The sequence below is a fragment of the Sessilibacter sp. MAH3 genome (genome assembly GCF_054658275.1).
Genome location: NZ_BAAGIE010000022.1, coordinates 38,440 through 58,668 on the forward strand (window position 1 = coordinate 38,440; position 20,229 = coordinate 58,668).

15 protein-coding genes are annotated in these 20,229 nt (G+C 39.5%); 6 read left to right on the forward strand and 9 right to left on the reverse strand.

The annotated features are described in order from the left end of the window. Positions 1 to 425 precede the first annotated feature (425 nt). From ACYQ2C_RS13620 to fliE, 6 genes are all read right to left on the reverse strand, one after another. Complete coding sequence (locus tag ACYQ2C_RS13620; RefSeq protein ID WP_460050510.1) at positions 426 to 863, reverse strand: flagellar export protein FliJ; 438 nt, start codon at positions 861 to 863, stop codon at positions 426 to 428. A gap of 338 nt (positions 864 to 1,201) precedes the next feature. Continuing rightward, positions 1,202 to 2,533 carry a flagellar protein export ATPase FliI gene (gene fliI, locus ACYQ2C_RS13625; protein WP_460050508.1) on the reverse strand — a complete coding sequence of 444 codons (1,332 nt, stop codon included), beginning with the start codon at positions 2,531 to 2,533 and terminating at the stop codon, positions 1,202 to 1,204. 33 nt (positions 2,534 to 2,566) lie between these two features. Beyond that, positions 2,567 to 3,460, reverse strand: a complete 894-nt coding sequence (locus ACYQ2C_RS13630) for a FliH/SctL family protein (RefSeq protein ID WP_460050507.1) — start codon at positions 3,458 to 3,460, stop codon at positions 2,567 to 2,569. A gap of 15 nt (positions 3,461 to 3,475) precedes the next feature. After that, a complete protein-coding gene (gene fliG, locus ACYQ2C_RS13635; RefSeq protein WP_460050505.1) occupies positions 3,476 to 4,495 on the reverse strand; it encodes a flagellar motor switch protein FliG in 1,020 nt (339 codons plus the stop codon). Beyond that, positions 4,488 to 6,146: a flagellar basal-body MS-ring/collar protein FliF gene (gene fliF / locus ACYQ2C_RS13640; RefSeq protein ID WP_460050503.1), complete on the reverse strand. Its 1,659-nt coding sequence runs from the start codon at positions 6,144 to 6,146 to the stop codon at positions 4,488 to 4,490. Before fliF ends, fliG begins: the two co-directional genes overlap by 8 nt. A 45-nt stretch (positions 6,147 to 6,191) precedes the next feature. Beyond that, the gene (gene fliE / locus ACYQ2C_RS13645) at positions 6,192 to 6,554 is read right to left on the reverse strand and encodes a flagellar hook-basal body complex protein FliE (protein WP_460050501.1); all 363 of its coding nucleotides are present in this window, start codon (positions 6,552 to 6,554) and stop codon (positions 6,192 to 6,194) included. A 482-nt stretch (positions 6,555 to 7,036) separates the two neighbouring features. Between fliE and ACYQ2C_RS13650 the strand changes: the two genes are divergently transcribed. Next, a complete protein-coding gene (locus tag ACYQ2C_RS13650; protein ID WP_460050499.1) occupies positions 7,037 to 9,244 on the forward strand; it encodes a methyl-accepting chemotaxis protein in 2,208 nt (735 codons plus the stop codon). Between the two features lie 255 nt (positions 9,245 to 9,499). On the opposite strand, the gene ACYQ2C_RS13655 is transcribed toward ACYQ2C_RS13650, so the two are convergent. Together ACYQ2C_RS13655 and ppsA are read right to left on the reverse strand one after the other, a co-directional pair. Beyond that, the gene (locus ACYQ2C_RS13655; protein WP_460103507.1) at positions 9,500 to 10,162 is read right to left on the reverse strand and encodes an alpha/beta fold hydrolase; all 663 of its coding nucleotides are present in this window, start codon (positions 10,160 to 10,162) and stop codon (positions 9,500 to 9,502) included. Positions 10,163 to 10,298: 136 nt separating this feature from the next. After that, the gene (gene ppsA / locus ACYQ2C_RS13660) at positions 10,299 to 12,668 is read right to left on the reverse strand and encodes a phosphoenolpyruvate synthase (RefSeq protein WP_460052719.1); all 2,370 of its coding nucleotides are present in this window, start codon (positions 12,666 to 12,668) and stop codon (positions 10,299 to 10,301) included. A 94-nt stretch (positions 12,669 to 12,762) separates the two neighbouring features. Here ppsA and ACYQ2C_RS13665 point away from each other — a divergent pair, with 94 nt between their 5' ends. Further along, positions 12,763 to 13,581: a pyruvate, water dikinase regulatory protein gene (locus ACYQ2C_RS13665; RefSeq protein ID WP_460052717.1), complete on the forward strand. Its 819-nt coding sequence runs from the start codon at positions 12,763 to 12,765 to the stop codon at positions 13,579 to 13,581. A 1,477-nt stretch (positions 13,582 to 15,058) separates the two neighbouring features. After that, positions 15,059 to 16,447, forward strand: a complete 1,389-nt coding sequence (locus tag ACYQ2C_RS13670) for a leucyl aminopeptidase family protein (RefSeq protein WP_460103512.1) — start codon at positions 15,059 to 15,061, stop codon at positions 16,445 to 16,447. A gap of 971 nt (positions 16,448 to 17,418) precedes the next feature. Here ACYQ2C_RS13670 and ACYQ2C_RS13675 read toward each other — a convergent pair. After that, complete coding sequence (locus ACYQ2C_RS13675) at positions 17,419 to 17,814, reverse strand: hypothetical protein (protein ID WP_460052712.1); 396 nt, start codon at positions 17,812 to 17,814, stop codon at positions 17,419 to 17,421. A gap of 487 nt (positions 17,815 to 18,301) precedes the next feature. On the opposite strand from ACYQ2C_RS13675, the gene moaC reads away from it, so the two are divergent. The 3 genes from moaC to ACYQ2C_RS13690 all read left to right on the forward strand — a co-directional run bounded on the left by moaC (position 18,302) and on the right by ACYQ2C_RS13690 (position 19,596). Then, a complete protein-coding gene (moaC, locus tag ACYQ2C_RS13680; protein WP_460103516.1) occupies positions 18,302 to 18,781 on the forward strand; it encodes a cyclic pyranopterin monophosphate synthase MoaC in 480 nt (159 codons plus the stop codon). 11 nt (positions 18,782 to 18,792) lie between these two features. Then, positions 18,793 to 19,056 (forward strand): molybdopterin converting factor subunit 1, encoded by a 264-nt coding sequence (moaD, locus tag ACYQ2C_RS13685; RefSeq protein ID WP_460052706.1) that lies wholly within the window; start codon positions 18,793 to 18,795, stop codon positions 19,054 to 19,056. 87 nt (positions 19,057 to 19,143) lie between these two features. Next, positions 19,144 to 19,596 carry a molybdenum cofactor biosynthesis protein MoaE gene (locus tag ACYQ2C_RS13690; protein WP_460052704.1) on the forward strand — a complete coding sequence of 151 codons (453 nt, stop codon included), beginning with the start codon at positions 19,144 to 19,146 and terminating at the stop codon, positions 19,594 to 19,596. Positions 19,597 to 20,229: the final 633 nt, after the last annotated feature.

Consider the following 20,229-nt stretch of genomic DNA (forward strand, 5'->3'; position numbering starts at 1 on the left):
AAAAAACGACATTTAGTTTGATGGTTTTGGGAATTAAAAATGGTTCACGCGTGAGATAATAGAAAACGCTCGGTTAATCGGAATTTTCTATAGGAAACTCTGAATAACCGAGAGTTTCTAGCAACACAAGCAAGGATGCGTCGCCAATTTCAAGAACGGTAAGTGATTGAAATTGTAAATAGATTGGAAAGAATTTGGAAATTGTACGTTCAATTTCTTTTCTTTGATTAAATTATGGATGCGTTAATCGGAGGTTCTTATAGGAAACTCTGATTAACCTAGAGTTTCTCGCGACACAAGGATGTGTCGCCAATTTCAAGAACGGTAAGTGATTGAAATGGTGAGGAAATTGGAAATCGCATTTTCAATTTCTGTCCTCTGATTAAATCATGGATGAGTTAATTAGAGGTTCCTATAGTACAAAATTAAGAGTTTTTATCGTGGTAACGTATTCCAGAAAGCTCATCTAACAATTTTTGCGTTCTAAGATCATCGGCTTTAGTTAGATCTTGTTTGATAGACTCAATCAGCTCTTCAATTTTAAGGCGTTTATGATGAAGTTTTGACCAATGACGCTCAGCCTTTACGGTCTGTTGTTCAATAATGGTTAAGTTTGCCTGCTGAGAATCCCGTAAATCAGTGAGCTGTTTTAAATAAGCGCGTTTGTTGACCAAATCCTGAATTGAGCCACCAGTGGTATTATCTAATTGATTGCGAAAATTTAAATAATAAGCTTCTATGGTCTTTTGTTGGTTTAAGTGACTCATAAGATGTTTTTTTTGCTCGTTATAAAGTTGCGCCGCTTTATTTTCGGCCTGTTCTGCCATTTTCAATAATAGAATAAATCGATCTAATTTTGACATAAATAACAACTAAATACGCGTGCAAAAAACTTGTTTATTGTGAATTATGTATCAAGAATACATTAATGAAAACTTTGATTAATTTCATAATAAGCTAGTGAAAGCCTGCTTATCTAAGTATCAGTTTCTGTAGATAACTTAAAAAATAAATCATTTAAAAAACGGAACAATTTAGAGTAGGAAACTCTGATTAACCAGAATTTCTCGCCACACAAGGACCTGTCGCCAATTTCAAGAACGGTAAGTGATTGAAATTGAGAAGAAATTGGAAATCGCATTGTCAATTTCTGTTCTCTAATTAAATCATGGATGAGTTAATCAGAGGTGCCAATAATAGGTCAGGACGCCATTAACTGCGATAACATTGTCATTGAATGTTCATAAGTAATATTAGTCTGAACAGTTTGAATAATAAATTCTCTTAGTTGTGGTCGAATTTTAATGGCTAAATCAATGGTTGCGTCGGCGCCATGGGTGTATGCACCAATGCTGATTAAATCTTTATTTTGTCGATACACAGATAATAAATGCTTAAATTTTTGCGCCGCCGCTAATTGAGATTGTGTAACAATGTTTGGCATAACTCGGCTAATGGATGCTTCGATATCAATCGCCGGATATTGTCCTTCTTCGGCTAAAGATCGCGATAACACAATATGTCCATCCAAAATTGCTCTGGCGCTATCCGCTATGGGGTCTTGTAAATCATCGCCTTCTGTTAAAACCGTGTAGATTGCGGTAATAGAACCTCCACCTTCGTCGGCATTACCGGCCCGCTCAACCAATTGTGGTAGTTTCGAAAATACCGACGGTGGATAGCCTTTGGTAGCAGGAGGTTCTCCCGTTGCTAAACCAATTTCACGCTGTGCTTGCGCGTAGCGCGTCAATGAATCCATAAGCAATAATACATTTTTACCTTGATCGCGATAATATTCGGCAACCCGAGTGGCTAATTGCGTGGCTCTTAATCGCATTAACGGTGGATCATCTGCCGGAGACGCAACTACCACAGAACGTGCTTTACCCACTTCACCCAAATTGTTCTCAATAAATTCTTTTACTTCACGACCGCGTTCGCCGATTAAACCAACCACAACGACATCGGCTTGTGTAAATCGTGTCATCATGCCAAGCAGAACACTTTTACCAACGCCACTGCCAGCAAATAAACCAATACGTTGACCTCTACCAATGGTTAGTAATGCATTAATGGCTTTTATACCAACGTCTAAAGGATCTTTAATGACTGCGCGCGATAGAGGATTAATTAATTTCGCCTCAAAATCAACGTATTCCGATACCGGCCACATGGGTTTACCGTCTAAAGGCTGACCGAGTCCATTAATGACTCTGCCTAGTATTTCTGGGCCAATTTTGATTCCCATTCGGTGAGGTAAAGGCACAACTTTAGCACCCGGTTTTAATCCCGAGAGACTGTCTATGGGCATTAAAAATGTTTTACCTTCAGAAAAGCCTACAACTTCTGCTTCTATTTTACGATTTTCATCAACAATAATTTCACATTGTTGACCGAGATTAGCACTAATGCCAACGGCTTCAATGGTGGTGCCAACAACGCGAATTAATTTACCAACCGCAACGGGTATTCTCGGTGCGATGTGTTTGGGTTGAAACGATTGGAGTTGATTTAAAAGCGTTGAATATACCATCTTAAACACCATCACTTTTTAACATAAAACCACTTAATGACTGGCAAATTCTTTATTCAGAAATTTTTCGATGGTATCGTTAATACGGGTTTCCACCGTTGAATCCACACTACTGTCTTCGGTTATTATACGGCAGCCGCCCGCTGTTATTTTTTCATCGGCGACTAAATTCCAAGATTTATGCTCACTCCGCTCGGCAATAAACGTTAAATCACCCGGATTAACTAATATTGTTTTAGCTTGTTTACTGTCGCCAATAATTTGTAGCGACTCCTCAATTAAATCGGTAAGTGCAGTATTTGGTATGCTAAGTTCTTTGCGAGTTATATTGGTTACCAGTGTAACAACCGTATTTAGCAGTGTTTGTAATATAGCGTCTTCTTGTTGACTTAAAGATTGGGAGAGATTTTCGGTAAGAGTTTTTAGCGCATTACAGCTTTTTTCAATGTCTGGTTGGTATTGGTCGTCGATTTGTTTTTTTCCACTTTCTAAACCGTGTGCTTCGCCTTTTTCAAATCCTTTTTGATACGCATCCAACTCTACGCTGCGTCTTAATTCCTCCAACTCTTGAGCGCTGGGAATTTTCAACTCGTTGTCGTCAACGTCTTCAACAGATTCTTCTACTTCGTCACCATCTTCAACCAATTCGTCCTGTGAAGAAATTAGAGAATCTTCGGAATTATCGAGTTTTTCGTCGCCGGGCGCTTTGACTTCAGAGTTAGGGGCAAGCCCACCTTTTTTCTCTGATAATGAAGATTTTTTTGCAGATTCTTTTTTATTAATTCTTTGCTTAACTTTTTGCAAGTTATAAATTACATGATGTGTTTCGGAATCAAACTCAGGAGCATTCCACGCATCCCATACCGCACTGTTTGTTTCAAGTGAAACAACTTCTTTACTGGCCTTGGACTTATCACTGTTTGGCACTGGTATTTTTCATCCTTACAACATTTGCTCACCGCCAGCGCCAAGATTAATTTCTCCCGCGTCGGCCATGCGTCTTGCAATGATTAAAATTTCTTTTTGTGCATTTTCAACTTCTGATAATTTAACAGGACCCTTAGCGTCTAAATCGTCACGCAGTAGTTCTGCGGCGCGTTTTGACATGTTATTGAATATTTTCTCTTTAAGTACATCATCTGCACCTTTAAGAGCAATAATAAGAATATCCGACGACACTTCTCGCAACAAAGATTGAATACCTTTGTCATCGACATCTACAAGATTATCGAAGACAAACATTAAATCTTGAATTTGTGTACCTAAGTCTTCATCAACCTCGGTGATAGATTCAAGTAGTTCGTTAGCCATGCTACTGTCAAGATTGTTAACAATTTCTGCGGCAACTTTAACGCCACCCATGGTTTTAGTTTGCGAACCGGCGCTACCGGAAAATTGTTTTTCGAGAATATTATTTAATTCTTGCAAGGCGCTGGGTTGTACCGTATCTAATGCCGCCACACGCATCATGATATCCATACGCACATTTTCTTTAAAATACGACAAGATTTCGGCGGATTGGTCAGCGTCTAAATACGCTATAACAATGGCTTGAATTTGTGGATGCTCGTTGCGAATAATATCGGCAACGGAGCGTGCTTCCATCCATTTTAAAGTATCTAAACCGGTGGTATTACCACCTAATAAAATCCGATCAATTAAACCGTTGGCTTTGTCTTCGCCTAAAGCCGTCACCAACATATTGCGAATATAACCATCGGCACCCATACCAAGTCCGGTTAGGGTTCTTACTTCGGTAAGAAAATTCGATAATACTGCTTCAACTTCTGCCTGTTGAACATTACTTAGTTGGCTCATTGCTGTGCCAAGTTTTTGTACTTCTTTAGGACCCAGGTGTTTTAAAATTTCTGCGGCATCGGCCTCGCCTAAGCTCATCAATAAAACGGCAGCCTGTTCTAGTTTGGTTCGGTTACTTTCCGCTGGGACTTTGGCATCAGCCATCTTCGTTAATCCAACCTTTAATTACTAAGGCAACACGTCCGGCATCTTCGGCAATAATTCCACGAATTGCGTTGAGTTGTTGTTCAAAATTCTCATCGGGACTGGGTAATGCCAGAGCATCACCACCGGTTAAAGTCACGGTTTCATCAGACAATGCGTCAAAGGCTTCAAGACCGGAGGCTTCGAGCGCAGCTAATTCTCTCGCCTCTTCTTCTTGTTTGGCTTTTAGACCAGAACCGGCCAAACTTTTTAATACAGGTCGTAATAATCCTAATAATAAAGCAAGAATAATTAATAACCCGACGACTTGTTTCGCAATACCCAGGAACCAAGGTTGCTCCCATATGGGAAGTTCATAACTCACTTCGTCGCGAATACCGGAGAAGGGACTGTTAATTACATTAACGCTATCGCCTCGTACCGCCGAAAAACCAATGCTATCGCGTACCAGTATAGTTAATCTTTCCAGTTCTTCTTGAGTCCAAGGTTGTGATTGCACTTCTCCAGTTTCTGCGTTAACAATATTTTTATCGTCAACAACCACGGCTACTGTTAAGCGCTTTACCTTGCCTAATTGATGTCGGGTGTAGCTTATGGTCCGATCTAATTCAAAATTACGCGTTGCTTGTTTACGAGTATTACTGGGTGGCGTTTGTTGGGTTGGGTCTTGTGGATTTGCTTGCTCTGGCGCTTGGGCATCGCCCGGCGGTTGATTACTTAATGCCCCCGGAATTCCAGCAATAATTTCTGAGCCAACACGCTGTTCATCAAGTGTTTGTTCACTGCGTACTGCACCTAAGTCTGGGTTGTAAATTTCATCGGCTTGTTCAATTTCGGTAAAATCAACGTCTGCGCTAATTTCTGCACGATAATTTCCGCTACCCACCAACGGATTTAAAATACCATTAACGCGGGCAATTAAATCGTTTTCAAGCTCACGGGTGTATTCCCGTTGACGAGCAGCCTCAACCAGTTCTGCCATTTCTTCACCGGTTGTTAATAAATTACCCTTTTGATCAACAACAGTTACGTCATCTAATTGTAATTCCGGAATGCTCGAAGCAACTAAATTAGCAATGGCTTTTACTTGTTCGTGTTTTAATCCTCTGCCCGGAAATAGCTCCAAAAAGACCGACGCCGTCGGTTTTCTGGCGTTGCGAACAAAGACCGATTCTTTAGGAATGGCTAAATGGACACGCGCAGCCCTAACGCTGTTAATGCTGGTGATTGTTTTCGCAAGTTCACCTTCTAGGCTGCGTTTGTAGCGAGCACCTTCCATAAATTGGCTAGTGCCCAAAGGTTGTTCTTGATCCAATAATTCAAAGCCAACCGATGCTTCACCGGGAATGCCCGCCTCGGCGAGTTTTAAACGTGCTTTGTGTACATCGTCTGCCGCAACCAACAGGGCGCTGGTGTTGGGATCGACCTTAAAGCGAATGTCGTTATATTCTAATATTTCCACCACTTCCGCAGAGTCTAAGCGATCTAAACTGCCATACAGCGGGCGAAAATCTTCTTTTTGCGTCCACAATACCACCGCAAAACCAATGGCGACGCTTGCCGCCAAGCCGACCATAAGACCAGCTTGGCGAATTAAATTTAAATTATTGAACCCTTCTAATAAATTATTAGATGCGGGCGAACTGTTCATTGACGCGCTTGTAGTTTCTGCCATTTCAAATACTCACATCACCGCTTAAATGGCCATATTCATAATTTCTTGATAAGCCTCAACAACCTTATTACGAACTTGTAAGGTTGCCTGAAAACCGATTTTAGCCTTTTCGCTTGCGATCATTACATCGGCAATGTCTACCGACTCGTCACCCATTGCATAAGCGTTTGATAAGGCTCCTGATTGATGTTGTAAACTGTTTACAGAATCAATTGCTTGGGCAAAAAGCTCATTAAATGCAGGGGCCTGTGCTTGATTAACCGAAGTGACACTGTCTTTAACGTCTAAGGCTACGTGATTAATATCTGGGACTTGCACCTGTGAGCGCATGTCTCGCATGTTAACCAGCAACTGTTGAATATCAGGTCGATTAGAAACATTCACAGTAAAAACCTTCCTCGTAAGTATCACTAAAATGATCAATTCATTGACGTGAATCTGCCAATAAACTGTCAATTCACCACTACTGACAGAAAGAGCACAATTTGGGCCATTCAAATGATCGATGTTTCTCTCTTAGAAGGGCTTATTAATTTGAAGCCATCAACAACTCGAATGGCAGAGTTAAAGAATTAAATAACGGTTAGAAATTAAAAATGTAATACCTCGAAAATGGTAATATCCGTTTTTGCCCGCCGACCAAACCAGAAATACAGTAATGGAATATGCCATGATTTCTTTATGGCAACCAATACGAATATAAATAATCAATCTACACTTAATTGAATGGCTATAGACAGCATGGACTATAGAAATCTAATAAAAAATTAATAATAAATATTCGCCTATAAAGCGGCACATAGATTGGTTTTATTACGAGTAAAATAATGATTCTTAAAAAACGATTGATGTTGTGGAGTTGTTTAATGGGCATAGTGCCCTGTTTTGTTATTGGCTTTACTGCTTTATGGATAAGTAGCCAAGCTCTTGAAGAAACGTCGTTCGCACACTTAGAAGCTGTGCGTGAAGAGAAAAAATCTTCAGTAAATCGATATTTAAACTCGATATTTTCTCAAGTTTCTTTAATGACCAAAGACCCATTTATTATAGAAGAATCGGCTCATATTATTGAGGCCTACAATCGTTTCATTAACGATTTAGATAACAAGGCCGGGAGTATTGACGAAGCTCGGCGACGTCTCGAAAAAAACTATCAAGATAATTTTTTGCCAGAATTTAAACGTCAAAACCCTTCAGAAATATTGCCAAAAGTCAGCGATTTACTTGGTAAACTTGACGATAAAGGCATTCTGCTCCAAGACGCTTATATAGCGCAAAATTCAAATCCACTCGGTCATAAAGATCTTTTAGCTAAAAGTGCTCTTTATCCTGTGTACGATCAGGTTCATGCTCGCCTTCATCCTAGTTTGAGTGAAGTACGTGCGGAATTGGAGTACTACGATATTTTTATCGTTCATCCAAAATCTGGCGACATTGTTTATACGGTCTTTAAAGAAATTGACTTTGCAACTTCGCTAAAATCAGGTCCCTATGCGCAAAGTGGTCTTGGAGACGCTTTTCGTCTAGCAATGAACAATAAACGCGATCAAAATCCTGTAATTCAAGACTTTTCTCATTATTTACCATCTTATAACGCACCGACTGGATTTGTTGCGCAACCAATATTTAATCAATCCGAAATGGTTGCAGTATTAATTGTTCAATTTCCGCTCAGTAGACTTAATGCCATTATGCAAGAACGGCCAGGTATGGGAGAGACGGGTGAAAGCTATCTGGTGGGTTCTGACAGACTCATGCGTTCGGATTCTTATTTTGATCCTAAAAGCCATTCGGTTATTGCGTCGTTCGCGAATCCAACATTAGGCTCTGTAAATACCGATGCGGTTACGCGAGCAATCAACGGCGAAACCGGATTGGATATCATCATTGACTACAACGGTAACCTGGTATTATCGGCCTACTCGCCCTTAAACGTTGCAGGCTTAAATTGGGTTATTTTATCGGAAATAGATAAATCCGAAGCTTTTGCTCATAGCTATTTACTGACTAACATTTCTGTGGCTATTTTAGCAATAGCACTTGTGGTAATTATTATTGCTTCTAATTTTTTAGCAAAATCAATTACCAAACCCTTGGGAGGCGAACCCGAAGAATTGGTAAAAATCGCAGACTTGGTTGCACGAGGTAACCTAGCCTATGCCTTTGATAAAAATGCTGCACCCAACAGTATATACAGCTCTATGGCAACCATGAGTAACCATTTAAGAGAGTTAGTGGGCAAAATATTAGATTCCGCAACCGGGCAAGCAGCCGCATCCGATCAACTCGCGCAAATTACGGTATCAACAACATCTAATTTTCATGCCCAAAATAAAGGTACCGCGCAAATAGCAGATGCTATTGGAAAAATGAATGAAACTGTGGTTGAAGTTTCGGACAATACACAAAAGGCGGTTACTATTGTTCGTGATGCAAAACAAGAATTAGAACACAGTGTTGATGAAGTTTTTCAAACCACGCGCGATATGCGCGAAGTGGCTAATTTTTTAAATCAAACACAAGCGACTTCAAGCCAGCTCACAGAACGCGTCAACAATATTACTGTGGTTGTGAATACCATTAGAGGCATTGCCGAACAAACCAATTTATTGGCGTTAAATGCCGCCATAGAAGCAGCCCGAGCCGGTGAACAAGGACGAGGATTTGCGGTGGTTGCCGATGAAGTTCGAAGCCTTGCCAAAAACACTCGCGAAGAAACAGAAACCATTGCCAGTATTGTGGAGGCGTTACAAAAAGTTTCGTCTCAAACCGGGCAAGTGGTATCCAGTAGTGTGACACAAGCAAATGCCGTATCGGAACGAGCACAGCATACGGTAGAAAGTTTACGCAAAGTAGTTTCATCGGTTGAACACATAAATTCGATGATTTCGCAAATTGCCACAGCAACTGAACAACAATCTACAGTATCTGAAAATATCAGCCAAAGTGTAAATACCGTGCATAGTAAATCCGCCGAAGCAAGCCAAGCAATTGATGAAATTTCTTCGGCAACGGAAGAATTAGCCGAAAGAGCTAATTTACTTCAGGAATTAACCAAACGTTTTAAGCTGTAGGAATCTCTGAGTAAGTCATTCTTAATTTAATTAATGAGCCTCCACCGGTAAGGCAACTTAATGTTTATACGTGCTTTTATTTATTAAGATTGGAATTAGCAACATATTTTTATGTCTTATGTCGTAAAAACCATTTAAATCGCAGTTAACTTTTTAATAGTAATGGTTTTTTACTTGGGCAATCTGCACATAAAATCTAAAATACTACTTTAGGAACCTCTGATTAACTCATCCATGATTTAATCAGAGGTTCCTTTAGCTTTTCTGGTGCTTAAAACTTCCGGTTTTTAAAAAAGCTAGAACCTGCTCAATAACCATAGGTTTGTTCATCATAAAACCGTGACTTATGGGTAAACAAATATGATCCGCTTCACCTGTAATTCGTGTGCTTGCAACCGTTACTTTACCGTCGTTAGGTTCTGGCAAAAATTTTTCTAGATACCAACCTTTATTAAGAGTTCCGGCAACAATACCCAGTTTAAAATTTACCGGGCCAAGTTGCGCTAAATATCCATCAGGCTTAGTTTCTAGCTGTAGGCCAGCAGGCCCATTAATAAAGATAAAACCCGGTAACCAACCGAGTTTATCGACTATTTCGCTGCCATGATTTGGCGGGCCAAGCATCACTACCCTATCAAGATTCTCGATGGTGTGTTTGCGCAAATATTCTCTGACTAAAATACCGCCCAGTGAATGGGTTACAAAACTGATTGGTGCGTCTTTTGGGCATTCTTTTAACGCGTTAGGAATTGCGATTTCTGCTAAATCTTCAATTTTATAATGACGAGAAGGATAACTCTGATTAATAACCCGATACCCTTCTTGCTTAAGATGTTTTTCTAATAATTTAAAACAACGCGCGGTTCGCCCTAAGCCATGCAATAAAATAACAACGCGCTGTAACTCTAAGTTTTCCATAAGTTTGTGTTTTTAATCGATTAACTGATAATTATGAACATACCACTTAGAATTAGTGTTCTTCAATTATTAAATGACTCGCCAAAAACTAAAAAACCCGCACAAGGCGGGTTTTTTTAGGCTTATTAAACAACAATTACTTGCTGTTTTCGGCTAGGAACATCCAAGTTTCTTGAACGGTGTCTGGTGTTAAAGAAACAGAAGTAATTTTTTGTTCCATTAACCATTTGGCAAGATCTGGATGGTCTGATGGGCCTTGACCACAAATACCTACGTATTTGCCCTGTGCACGACACGCATCAATAGCCATTTTAAGCATTTTCTTAACGGCTTCGTTACGTTCATCGAACAAGTGTGCAATCAAGCCAGAATCACGATCAAGACCAAGGGTTAGCTGAGTCATGTCGTTTGAACCGATTGAGAAACCATCGAAGTACTCAAGGAATTGATCGGCTAACAAGGCGTTAGAAGGCAATTCACACATCATGATGAGTTTTAAGCCGTCTTCACCGCGCTTCAAACCGTTATCAGCAAGAATTTGCTCAACGGCTTGGGCTTCGCTCAAGGTACGTACGAATGGAATCATCAACCATACGTTTTCAAGACCGAGTTCGTTACGAACTTTTTTCATGGCTTTGCATTCAAGCTCGAAACAATCGCGGAAGCTTTCTGCAACGTAGCGTGAAGCACCACGGAAACCGATCATTGGGTTTTCTTCTTCTGGCTCGTACTGACGGCCACCAACAAGGTTTGCGTATTCGTTCGATTTAAAGTCAGACATACGAACGATAACTTTGTTGGGGTAGAAAGACGCGGCAATAGTTGCCACACCTTCGACGATTTTCTCGATGTAGAAATCAACCGGCGATGGATAACCAGAGGTCATTGCATCGATGGTTTTCTTCAATTCATCGGTTTGAGCATCGTAATTTAATAACGCTTTAGGGTGAATGCCGATTTGACGGTTAATGATGAACTCTAAACGCGCCAAGCCAACACCTTTGTTTGGCAACATCGCAAAGCTCATGGCGCGATCTGGGTTAGCAACGTTCATCATGACATCCATTTCAAGCTCTGGCATGTCGGTGGTATCGGTAGAAATCACTTCGAATTCTAATAAACCTGCCCAGATATTACCGGTGTCACCCTCAGCACAGCTAACGGTTACTTCGGTGCCGCTGGTTAAGCTGCTGGTTGCGTCTTCACAACCAACAACGGCAGGAATACCTAATTCACGCGCAATAATTGCTGCGTGACAAGTACGGCCACCACGATTGGTTACGATAGCCGCACAACGCTTCATTACCGGTTCCCAATCCGGATCGGTCATATCGGTAACCAATACGTCGCCTTCTTGAACCTGATCCATTTCTTCAAGGCCAGATACAACGCGTACTTTACCAGCACCAATTTTGTCGCCAATTGCACGACCAGAAGCCAACAGTTCGCTGGTTTCTTTAATGCGGTAGCGCTCCATTTTTTGGGTGCTCATTTGGCTGCGAACAGTTTCTGGACGCGCTTGAAGGATGTAGATTTTCTGATCATCGCCATCTTTACCCCACTCGATATCCATTGGACGACCGTAGTGTTTTTCGATGATCATCGCTTGCTTGGCAAGCTCTAGAATGTCTTCATCAGAGATAGAAAACTGAGTGCGTAGATCTTCTGGTACCGGTACAACTTCAACAGACTTACCTGCTTCCGCTTTGGCGCCATAAACCATTTTCGCTTTTTTAGAACCTAGAGTACGGCGAATAACGCTTTTAAAGCCTTTCTCTAACGTTGGTTTGTGTACGTAAAATTCGTCTGGGTTAACCGCACCCTGAACAACCATTTCACCCAAACCATAAGAAGAGGTAATGAACACCATATCACGGTGGCCAGATTCGGTATCAATAGTGAACATAACACCCGAGGCGCCGGTCTCACTGCGACACATGCGCTGAATACCCGCCGATAGCGCAACTTCTTTGTGATCGAAACCTTGGTGTACTCGATAAGAAATCGCACGGTCGTTAAACAACGAGGCAAATACTTCTTTTACAGAGTGAAGTACGTTTTCAATACCTCTAATGTTCAAGAAGGTTTCTTGCTGGCCTGCGAATGAGGCATCTGGTAAATCTTCTGCGGTTGCTGAAGAGCGGACGGCAACAGCAACGTCACCAATGTCGCCACACATTTCGGTGTAGGCGGCACGAATTGCTTGTTCTAGCTCAGGTGTTAACGGCGTTTCAACAACCCATTGACGGATTTGCTTGCCAGCTGCGGCTAAGGCGTTAACATCTTCAATATCGAGTTCATCCAGAACTTTGTGAATGCGATCGTCGATACCGCTTTGGCTTAAAAATGTTCGGAAAGCCTCCGCAGTGGTCGCAAAGCCGGTTGGTACTGAAACGCCCAAATCGGTTAGGTTACTAATCATTTCACCGAGTGAAGCATTTTTACCGCCGACTTTTTCAACGTCGTTCATACCCAACTTTTCGAAGGGAATTATCTGATCGATCACGTTATCTCCTCGTGTATATATTGCCAATAGGCGCAATAATAACAACTTAATTACTATTAACGAACTTTTTCAGACTTCACCAAGAGATTTACTCATGAGTACCCGATACGCCTTCTTTATTTCAGACAGCACCGGAATCACCTCTCAAACTCTTGGCAACGCCTTGTTACCGTTGTTTCAAGAAACAAAATTTCACAAAGTGCACCTGCCCTATACCGATAGCTTAGAAAAAGCTGATCAAGCAGTGCAACAAATCAACGAAGCCGCAGCCAAATCTGGCGAAAAACCGCTGATCTTCGATACTATCATGAACCCAGAAATTCGTGATCGAATTGCAGGGTCCGAAGGCTTTTTAATGGACATTATTGGCACCTTTTTACCTTCATTAGAAAAGGAACTAGGAGCAGTTTCGTCCTATCAAGCCGGCCAAAGTCATGAAAGCCCCTATGGCGAACGAGGCTTGATTCGGATGGACGCTGTTAATTTCGCCTTAGATAATGACGATGGCGCCAAAACAAAATATTACCCGTCCGCCGATGTTATTTTGATCGGTGTCTCGCGCAGTGCTAAAACACCAACTTGTTTATATATAGCCATGCAGCACGGCATTTTCGCAGCAAACTACCCTATTACGGAAGAGGATTTACGGAAAAACGAACTTCCAAAAATACTGCGTGAGCATAAAAATAAATTATTTGGCTTAAGTATCGATCCCGAACGCTTATCAAACATTCGCCATCAGCGCCGTGCCGATTCCCGTTATTCGTCCATAAAACAGTGTGAATGGGAAGTCAAAGAAGCGTTATACATGTATCGCGCTCTTGGTATTCCATGGATTGACACAACTGCAATTTCGGTTGAAGAAATCGCCACCCGAATAATTATGGAAAAAAATCTACAACGTCGCGTTTAACAATATGTTTTTGTAACTTGCGTCTACTTATATTGAAAGAACCGCTTGCGCTTAGCTACTGGCTCGATTAAAGCGGTTTTTTGATCGATAAATCTGACTTGCTCACATAAATTTAATGTCAGCAGTCTTAAACATAAAAACTACGTTGCTGGCATTCTTAATTTTGGAATAACCGTTTGTTTAACGTAAATCAACTTACAAGCTGACAATAGAAAACTCTCAATAGAAAACTCTGATTAACACGGAGTTTTCAACGACACCAATGGTTCACCATCAATTTCAATCACAACCAGTGCTTGAAATTGTATAAAAATTGGAAATCGTATTTTCAATTTCTGCCCTAGCTTGAATCACAAAAGAGTTAATCGGAGGTTCCTATAGGTTTAATTTGACTGTATTTACATTACCGTTTTTCTATTCATAAACCTAGTAGTCGAACCCTGTTATCTCTCTATTTTGAGCACAAAATAAAACAATCTCAGCAATAAAAATTATTAAAACATCAACGTAAACAATGAAATCTCACCAATAAATTTATCGCAAATTAACATCAACTTTCCAATAATGAATTATCCAAAGATTTTAGCGTTAAACTTACTAACATACGAAAAACCCGCCTAACATACGAAAAACCTGAATCGTTAGAATCACCATTACAACGTTGATAAGCACAAAAATTTAACAGGTCTCAATTTTTTGTTACAAATTTTTGTTTTTCTGTTACCAAGTTCGTAACCACCATAGTTTGTATTTAACGTAGCTAGCAACAACCAGTTTGCTGTCGCAAAACGGCGCCTTCTTTTATGTATGCGTAGATTTATAAAATTTTGTAAAAAACACACAATCATTTATTTTTTTACAATTTTATTTTAAATAAATAACCACCATAAATATTTATTGTTACCAATACGCACAACCAAAAATCACTTAGTACAGCGGAAGATTATCTGACTTCATATACGTAAAATGCGCCCGTTTTAAGGTGTAACACCGCATTTCTTTGATTATATTTCAAACACTGCCCAAGCTAATTTTTGCGACTGGAGCTTTAACACTCAAAATGTTTACCAACTTTTAACAATTCTAATTTTGGGAAATTTTTTAAACAGTTGACGTTGAGTTGATGTGATATTTGCAAACAGATCATTGAAAGGATTGGGATTGGGGTTGAGATTGTGTTGCTCGTTCCCAACGGATTTTTCCATCAGGTTAACAGAACAATGCTCGAAGCCACTAATCATATAACGTAAGACCAATATGATTAGAGCGACTACTTATTAACTACTATTGTTTTATTAACGACTGTTGTTATCAACGACTGTTGTTATCAACAACTATTGCTGGTCACTAATTACTGCTGCCAGGTAGTAAAACAGGGATTGTGATACAAAATAGAGGTTGATTTCTAATCGCATTACCCCAATGCTTAGTAAATTCGCTTAATTTATTGAAATCAATTCTCAAGTGGCACTCAAGCATGACAAATCTGCACCCAACAAAACTGCCTGTATTAAACGCCTCAGCAAACGGAACACCGCTTTTCGTCGTCCATAAAAAGAACTATCCATCGTGGCTCGAAGAACAAAATAGCTTCACAAAGAATTGGATAAAATCGACGGGTTATAAAGGCGACGGCTTAGTAGTAATTCCTAACGCCAATGGTGAGTTAGATAAGGCCTTATTCAGCACCGATACCGATGATCAATTCTGCGCCGGGGAGTTGTATAATCTTCTGCCTGAGGGCGAGTTTAACGCGCTTAGCGACTCGAAATCGGTACTTGAAAAAGTCGCCTTTGGTTTTTTACTGGGTGGTTACCAGTTTTCAAAATTCAAATCCAAAGATAAAACCAGTAAAGCTGTTACCTTAAATATTGACGACGCCGATGTCGTATCTGTAGCGAAAACTTATGCGCAATCGGTATTTATCACCCGAGATCTGATTAATACGCCAGCCGATAGCATGATGCCCGAGCACTTAGCGGCAACCTCAAATGCGTTGGCCACCGAATACGGCGGCGCCTGCCGACAAATTGTTGGGGAAGATCTTCTGGATGAAAACTACCCAACGATTTATACCGTTGGCAGAGCCAGCTCCCACCCATCTCAGCTAATTGATTTACACTGGGGCAGTGTTAACAATCCTAAGGTTACCTTGATTGGTAAAGGTGTGTGTTTCGACAGTGGCGGTTTGGATATTAAACCGTCATCAGCCATGCGTTTTATGAAAAAAGACATGGGTGGTGCCGCTCACGTTTTAGGATTAGCCAATCTTATCATGGCGGCGAAATTACCGATTCACCTGCGAGTTATGGTACCTGCGGTCGAAAATGCGGTTTCCGGTAACGCATTTCGACCGGGCGATGTAATTACTACGCGCAAAGGCATTACCGTAGAAATCGATAATACCGACGCCGAGGGCAGACTGGTCCTGTGTGACGCACTCGCAGAAGCTAATAACGATCAACCCGAACTCATTATTGATTTTGCGACTTTAACAGGTGCCTGTCGTGTAGCACTGGGGACAGAACTGCCCGGCATGTTTTCAACTTCCAGCAATGTTGCTAATGGCATAAAAGAAGCCGGTGAAAACTGTGGCGACCCAGTTTGGGAATTGCCACTGCACAAACCCTACAAGGCATTACTCAACAGTGAAGTGGCAGATATTACTAATTGCGCAACCTCGCCGTTTGGCGGCGCAATTACGGCGGCGCTATTCCTTCAAGAGTTTGTTGACGAGAATATAGACTGGGTTCACTTTGATGTAATGGCGTGGAACAACCGCAAATTACCGGGAAGACCCACCGGCGGCGAAGCAATGGGTATAAGAGCAGTTTTCGAATACCTCAAAGCTCGTTTTCAACCATAATGTAGCGGTTAAGAAAGTATTCAATACCAAAAGGAGTCGATACAAGGCTCCTTTCTAGTGTTGATAGTTTTTAACGTATCAATAAAAAAATGTTCGTTTCTAGACGTGTCTAAAACACAATTTTAAAATCACTGTCGGATTTTAAACACTACTCTTTATAAGATTACTTAACAGTTAACAACCCAACTACTATAAACTCGCTGAATTACTCTCAACAAAACTATAGGAACCTCTGATTAACTCATCCATGATTTAATCAGAGGACAGAAATTGAAAATGCGATTTCCAATTTCTTCACAATTTCAATCACTTACCACTCTTGAAATTGGCGACACATCCTTGTGTCGCGAGAAACTCTAGGTTAATCAGAGTTTCCTATAAATTTGTTCTTACATTTCAATAAGTTAAATTGATAATCACAAATGTAGGACACTATTTATTCATTATTTATTCATTTAGTTTATCTTATTTATTAACTGTAGAGAAACCTTCAAAGTTAAAATTCGCTAAAAACTATTTAACCAAAACTTCTTAAATTCATGTATTTATCCAAGCAGAATTATTTAAACGTAATAAAAATAGTGTTTTTATTTTAGAGGTTGTTCAATCAAAATCGTTAGTGTTAATAAAAATTCACACCTCAAAATACATACAACCCTATGTTTTTATTGAATTTTTAATAAAATACAGACCATAAATAGAATTTTGCAAAAAAGAAAAATAAATTATCAAATATGATAACTATCAACAAAAAAAGTAGAGCCAAAGATTGAATGGAAGATTACAAAAAGTGATGTAAAAGCGTGTAAATTTTTAGTAATGCAACTGAAACAAAAAATATCAGCAAGCCAAATTACAATTATTGCTACATAACTTAAAAAATTAAGTCAATAGCAGAAATCCCCAGAGTTATGATTTAACTCCAGGGATTAAAATAAGCGCCGTGTATTTTGAGTTAGTTTTAAAAGATATTAAGCGGCAGAATCTAGCTGGTAGCCAATTTTTCGAGACTGATCTTTAATTTTAAACTCTTCAGCCAAGCCTGCACTCGCGTCAAAATAACGCAGACCACTCATATGGCGAAAGCTTTCTTTCTTTTGCTCAAACCAGTCACTTTCAAACACTACTTCAACTTCGTTAAGTGGTGCGTAGTGGCTAATTGGATGATCATCGTCGATTTGAAACCAATACAAATCGCAGCCATCAACTGTGTATTCTAGACCGCGATTGATTAATCCTTCAACCAAGTTTTTTAAAGCTGGATCACGTTTTTCAATTGCCGCATTGATGACAGTAGAATTATTTAAATCAAAAGCCAACTGACCGTGATGAAACTTACGCAAACGTACAGCAATATGTTTTAGCATTGATTTCTCTTACACTATTTTTAATCAATTTATTTTATTTAGCGGGAATATTCCCACCCATTCGAATTGATAATTCGTGAAAATACATTCACTTAAATTGCATTTAAATAAAACACGCAACAAGGAAAAATAATCGTCGATTGGTAACCAATGAAAGGTTAAAGCGTAGAATCGCCTGAAAAACCAACCGCTTGATCTAGAAAGACCGAAACTGTAGAACTCGTAAACGAGAAATATACGCAATTATTGAATTCATAGCCAAAAGATTGATGACAAAAGATGAAGGCAGAGTAGTATTCAAGCGCATACTTGCTTTATTATAACCAAATAACATCAAGAAGGAAGAGTTTAATCTCAATTAAATGGCCCTAACTTGATAAATTTTTCGTTTATATAAGAAAATATATCTGCAAACGGTCAAATTGCCAGCAGACAAACGTAAATTTCGATTCACAAGATAAATATAGTAAACAGTTTGATAACACTTATGTCCAAATTGACGCATTTAAATAATCAAGGCGAAGCTCACATGGTTGATGTGAGTGAAAAACAAAATTCAAAACGCACTGCAATTGCACAAAGCATCGTGAATACAACTGAAGAGGTTATAAACCTCATCGAAACTAACAGTTTAAAAAAAGGGGATGTATTAGCCGTTGCAAGAATTGCCGGTATTCAAGCAGCAAAAAAGACATCCGAGCTTATTCCGTTATGCCACCCTCTTATGATTTCCTCTACCGAAATTCACACAGAAATTTTACGAGAAACATACCAAATAAAGATCACTGCCACGTGTAAAATAAACGGACAAACTGGCGTAGAAATGGAAGCATTGACCGCTGCCAGCATTGCCGCGCTTACCGTTTACGATATGTGCAAAGCTGTTGATAAATCTATGACCATTAACGATACCAAATTACTTGAAAAACACGGCGGTAAATCTGGAAGCTGGAATGCTGCTAACTGAGAATTTCTTTGATGATTAAAATTTTATTCTTCGCTCGGCTTAAAGACCAATTAAATTGCTCAGGACTCAACTTAGAAATAAACGATCTTGATAATCAAAGTTCTATAACCATCCGCAAGCTACTGGACTATTTATTCAATAAAAATCCGTCTTGGCAATCAACTTTTGAACACCAACAGGTGTTTATAGCTGTCAATCAAGAAATTGTTGGACGCGAAACAACAATAAAAGATGGTGATGAAGTTGCTTTTTTCCCACCGGTAACCGGCGGGTAAGATATCAAAAGCTACTTTAAAAAATTTAATGTTTTGACATTCTACTGAGATAAACTCTCTAACTTACCCAACTACCACTAAATTGACATGATTAATATACACATTCAAGAAGCTGACTTTGATCACTCCGAATTATATAACGGTTTACGATCAGCAAACACACCGCCAGGAGCTGTAGTCACCTTCACGGGTTTAGTTAGAGATTTTTCCAGCCATGGCGATGTTCAGGCTATTTATCTTGAACATTACCCAGCAATGACCGAGAAGACACTGCACAAAATTGCCGTGACCGCTCAAGAACGTTGGCAATTAGAAAATATCGTTATTGTACACAGAGTCGGGAAAATTACCGCCAGAGAGCAAATTGTATTTGTGGGTGTTGCAAGTTTACATCGCAAAGAAGCATTCCAAGCCTGCGAGTACATCATGGACTACCTGAAAAACGACGCCCCCTTCTGGAAAAAAGAAATTACGCCAACCCACGAACTTTGGGTAGAAAATAAAAAGAGTGACAGTGAAGCGTTGGATAAATGGCGTTAAATTTACAACGAATTCCGAACAATCTAACTCCAATAAATCTAACTACAACAAATCTAACTACAACAAATCTAACTACAACAAATCAAACTCTGAGACATCTAAAACTCTTAATAAATTATTTACTAATGCTTTAGTAGTGCAAAATAGTAGTACATAAAATAAAAGTGTAAAAACAGCCACACAAAACAAGTAACAAAAAGCTAGGCAAAAAACTCTTATGCTACGCTCTTTTATTTTTAATAAAAAACCAACTTCTCATGAAACAAGTTAATGGTATCAGCTGTTAGTACAAACCAGAAAGATAAGATCCAGAAAAATAAGATATCTAGACACTACGCTTTAGCAGCTTTAAAAAACAAAAGTATTAGCTTAGAAAATCCCACACTGCAGTAAAACCCTAGCCCTTTACCTAAAATACATCCCATTACTTTAATAACACAACCAGGGTCAGGCCATCTCATACTCGATATAAACTTAATAATTAAGCATCTAATAAAAGTCGATTATCAGTCAGGTATTTTTTTATTAACGCACTTTTCAATTAATTAGATATAAAACACTGCTTCTTATAAGTTGATGACCAGCTGAAAATAATTTACAAACATAAAAAAAACATATTAAGATATTTAAATC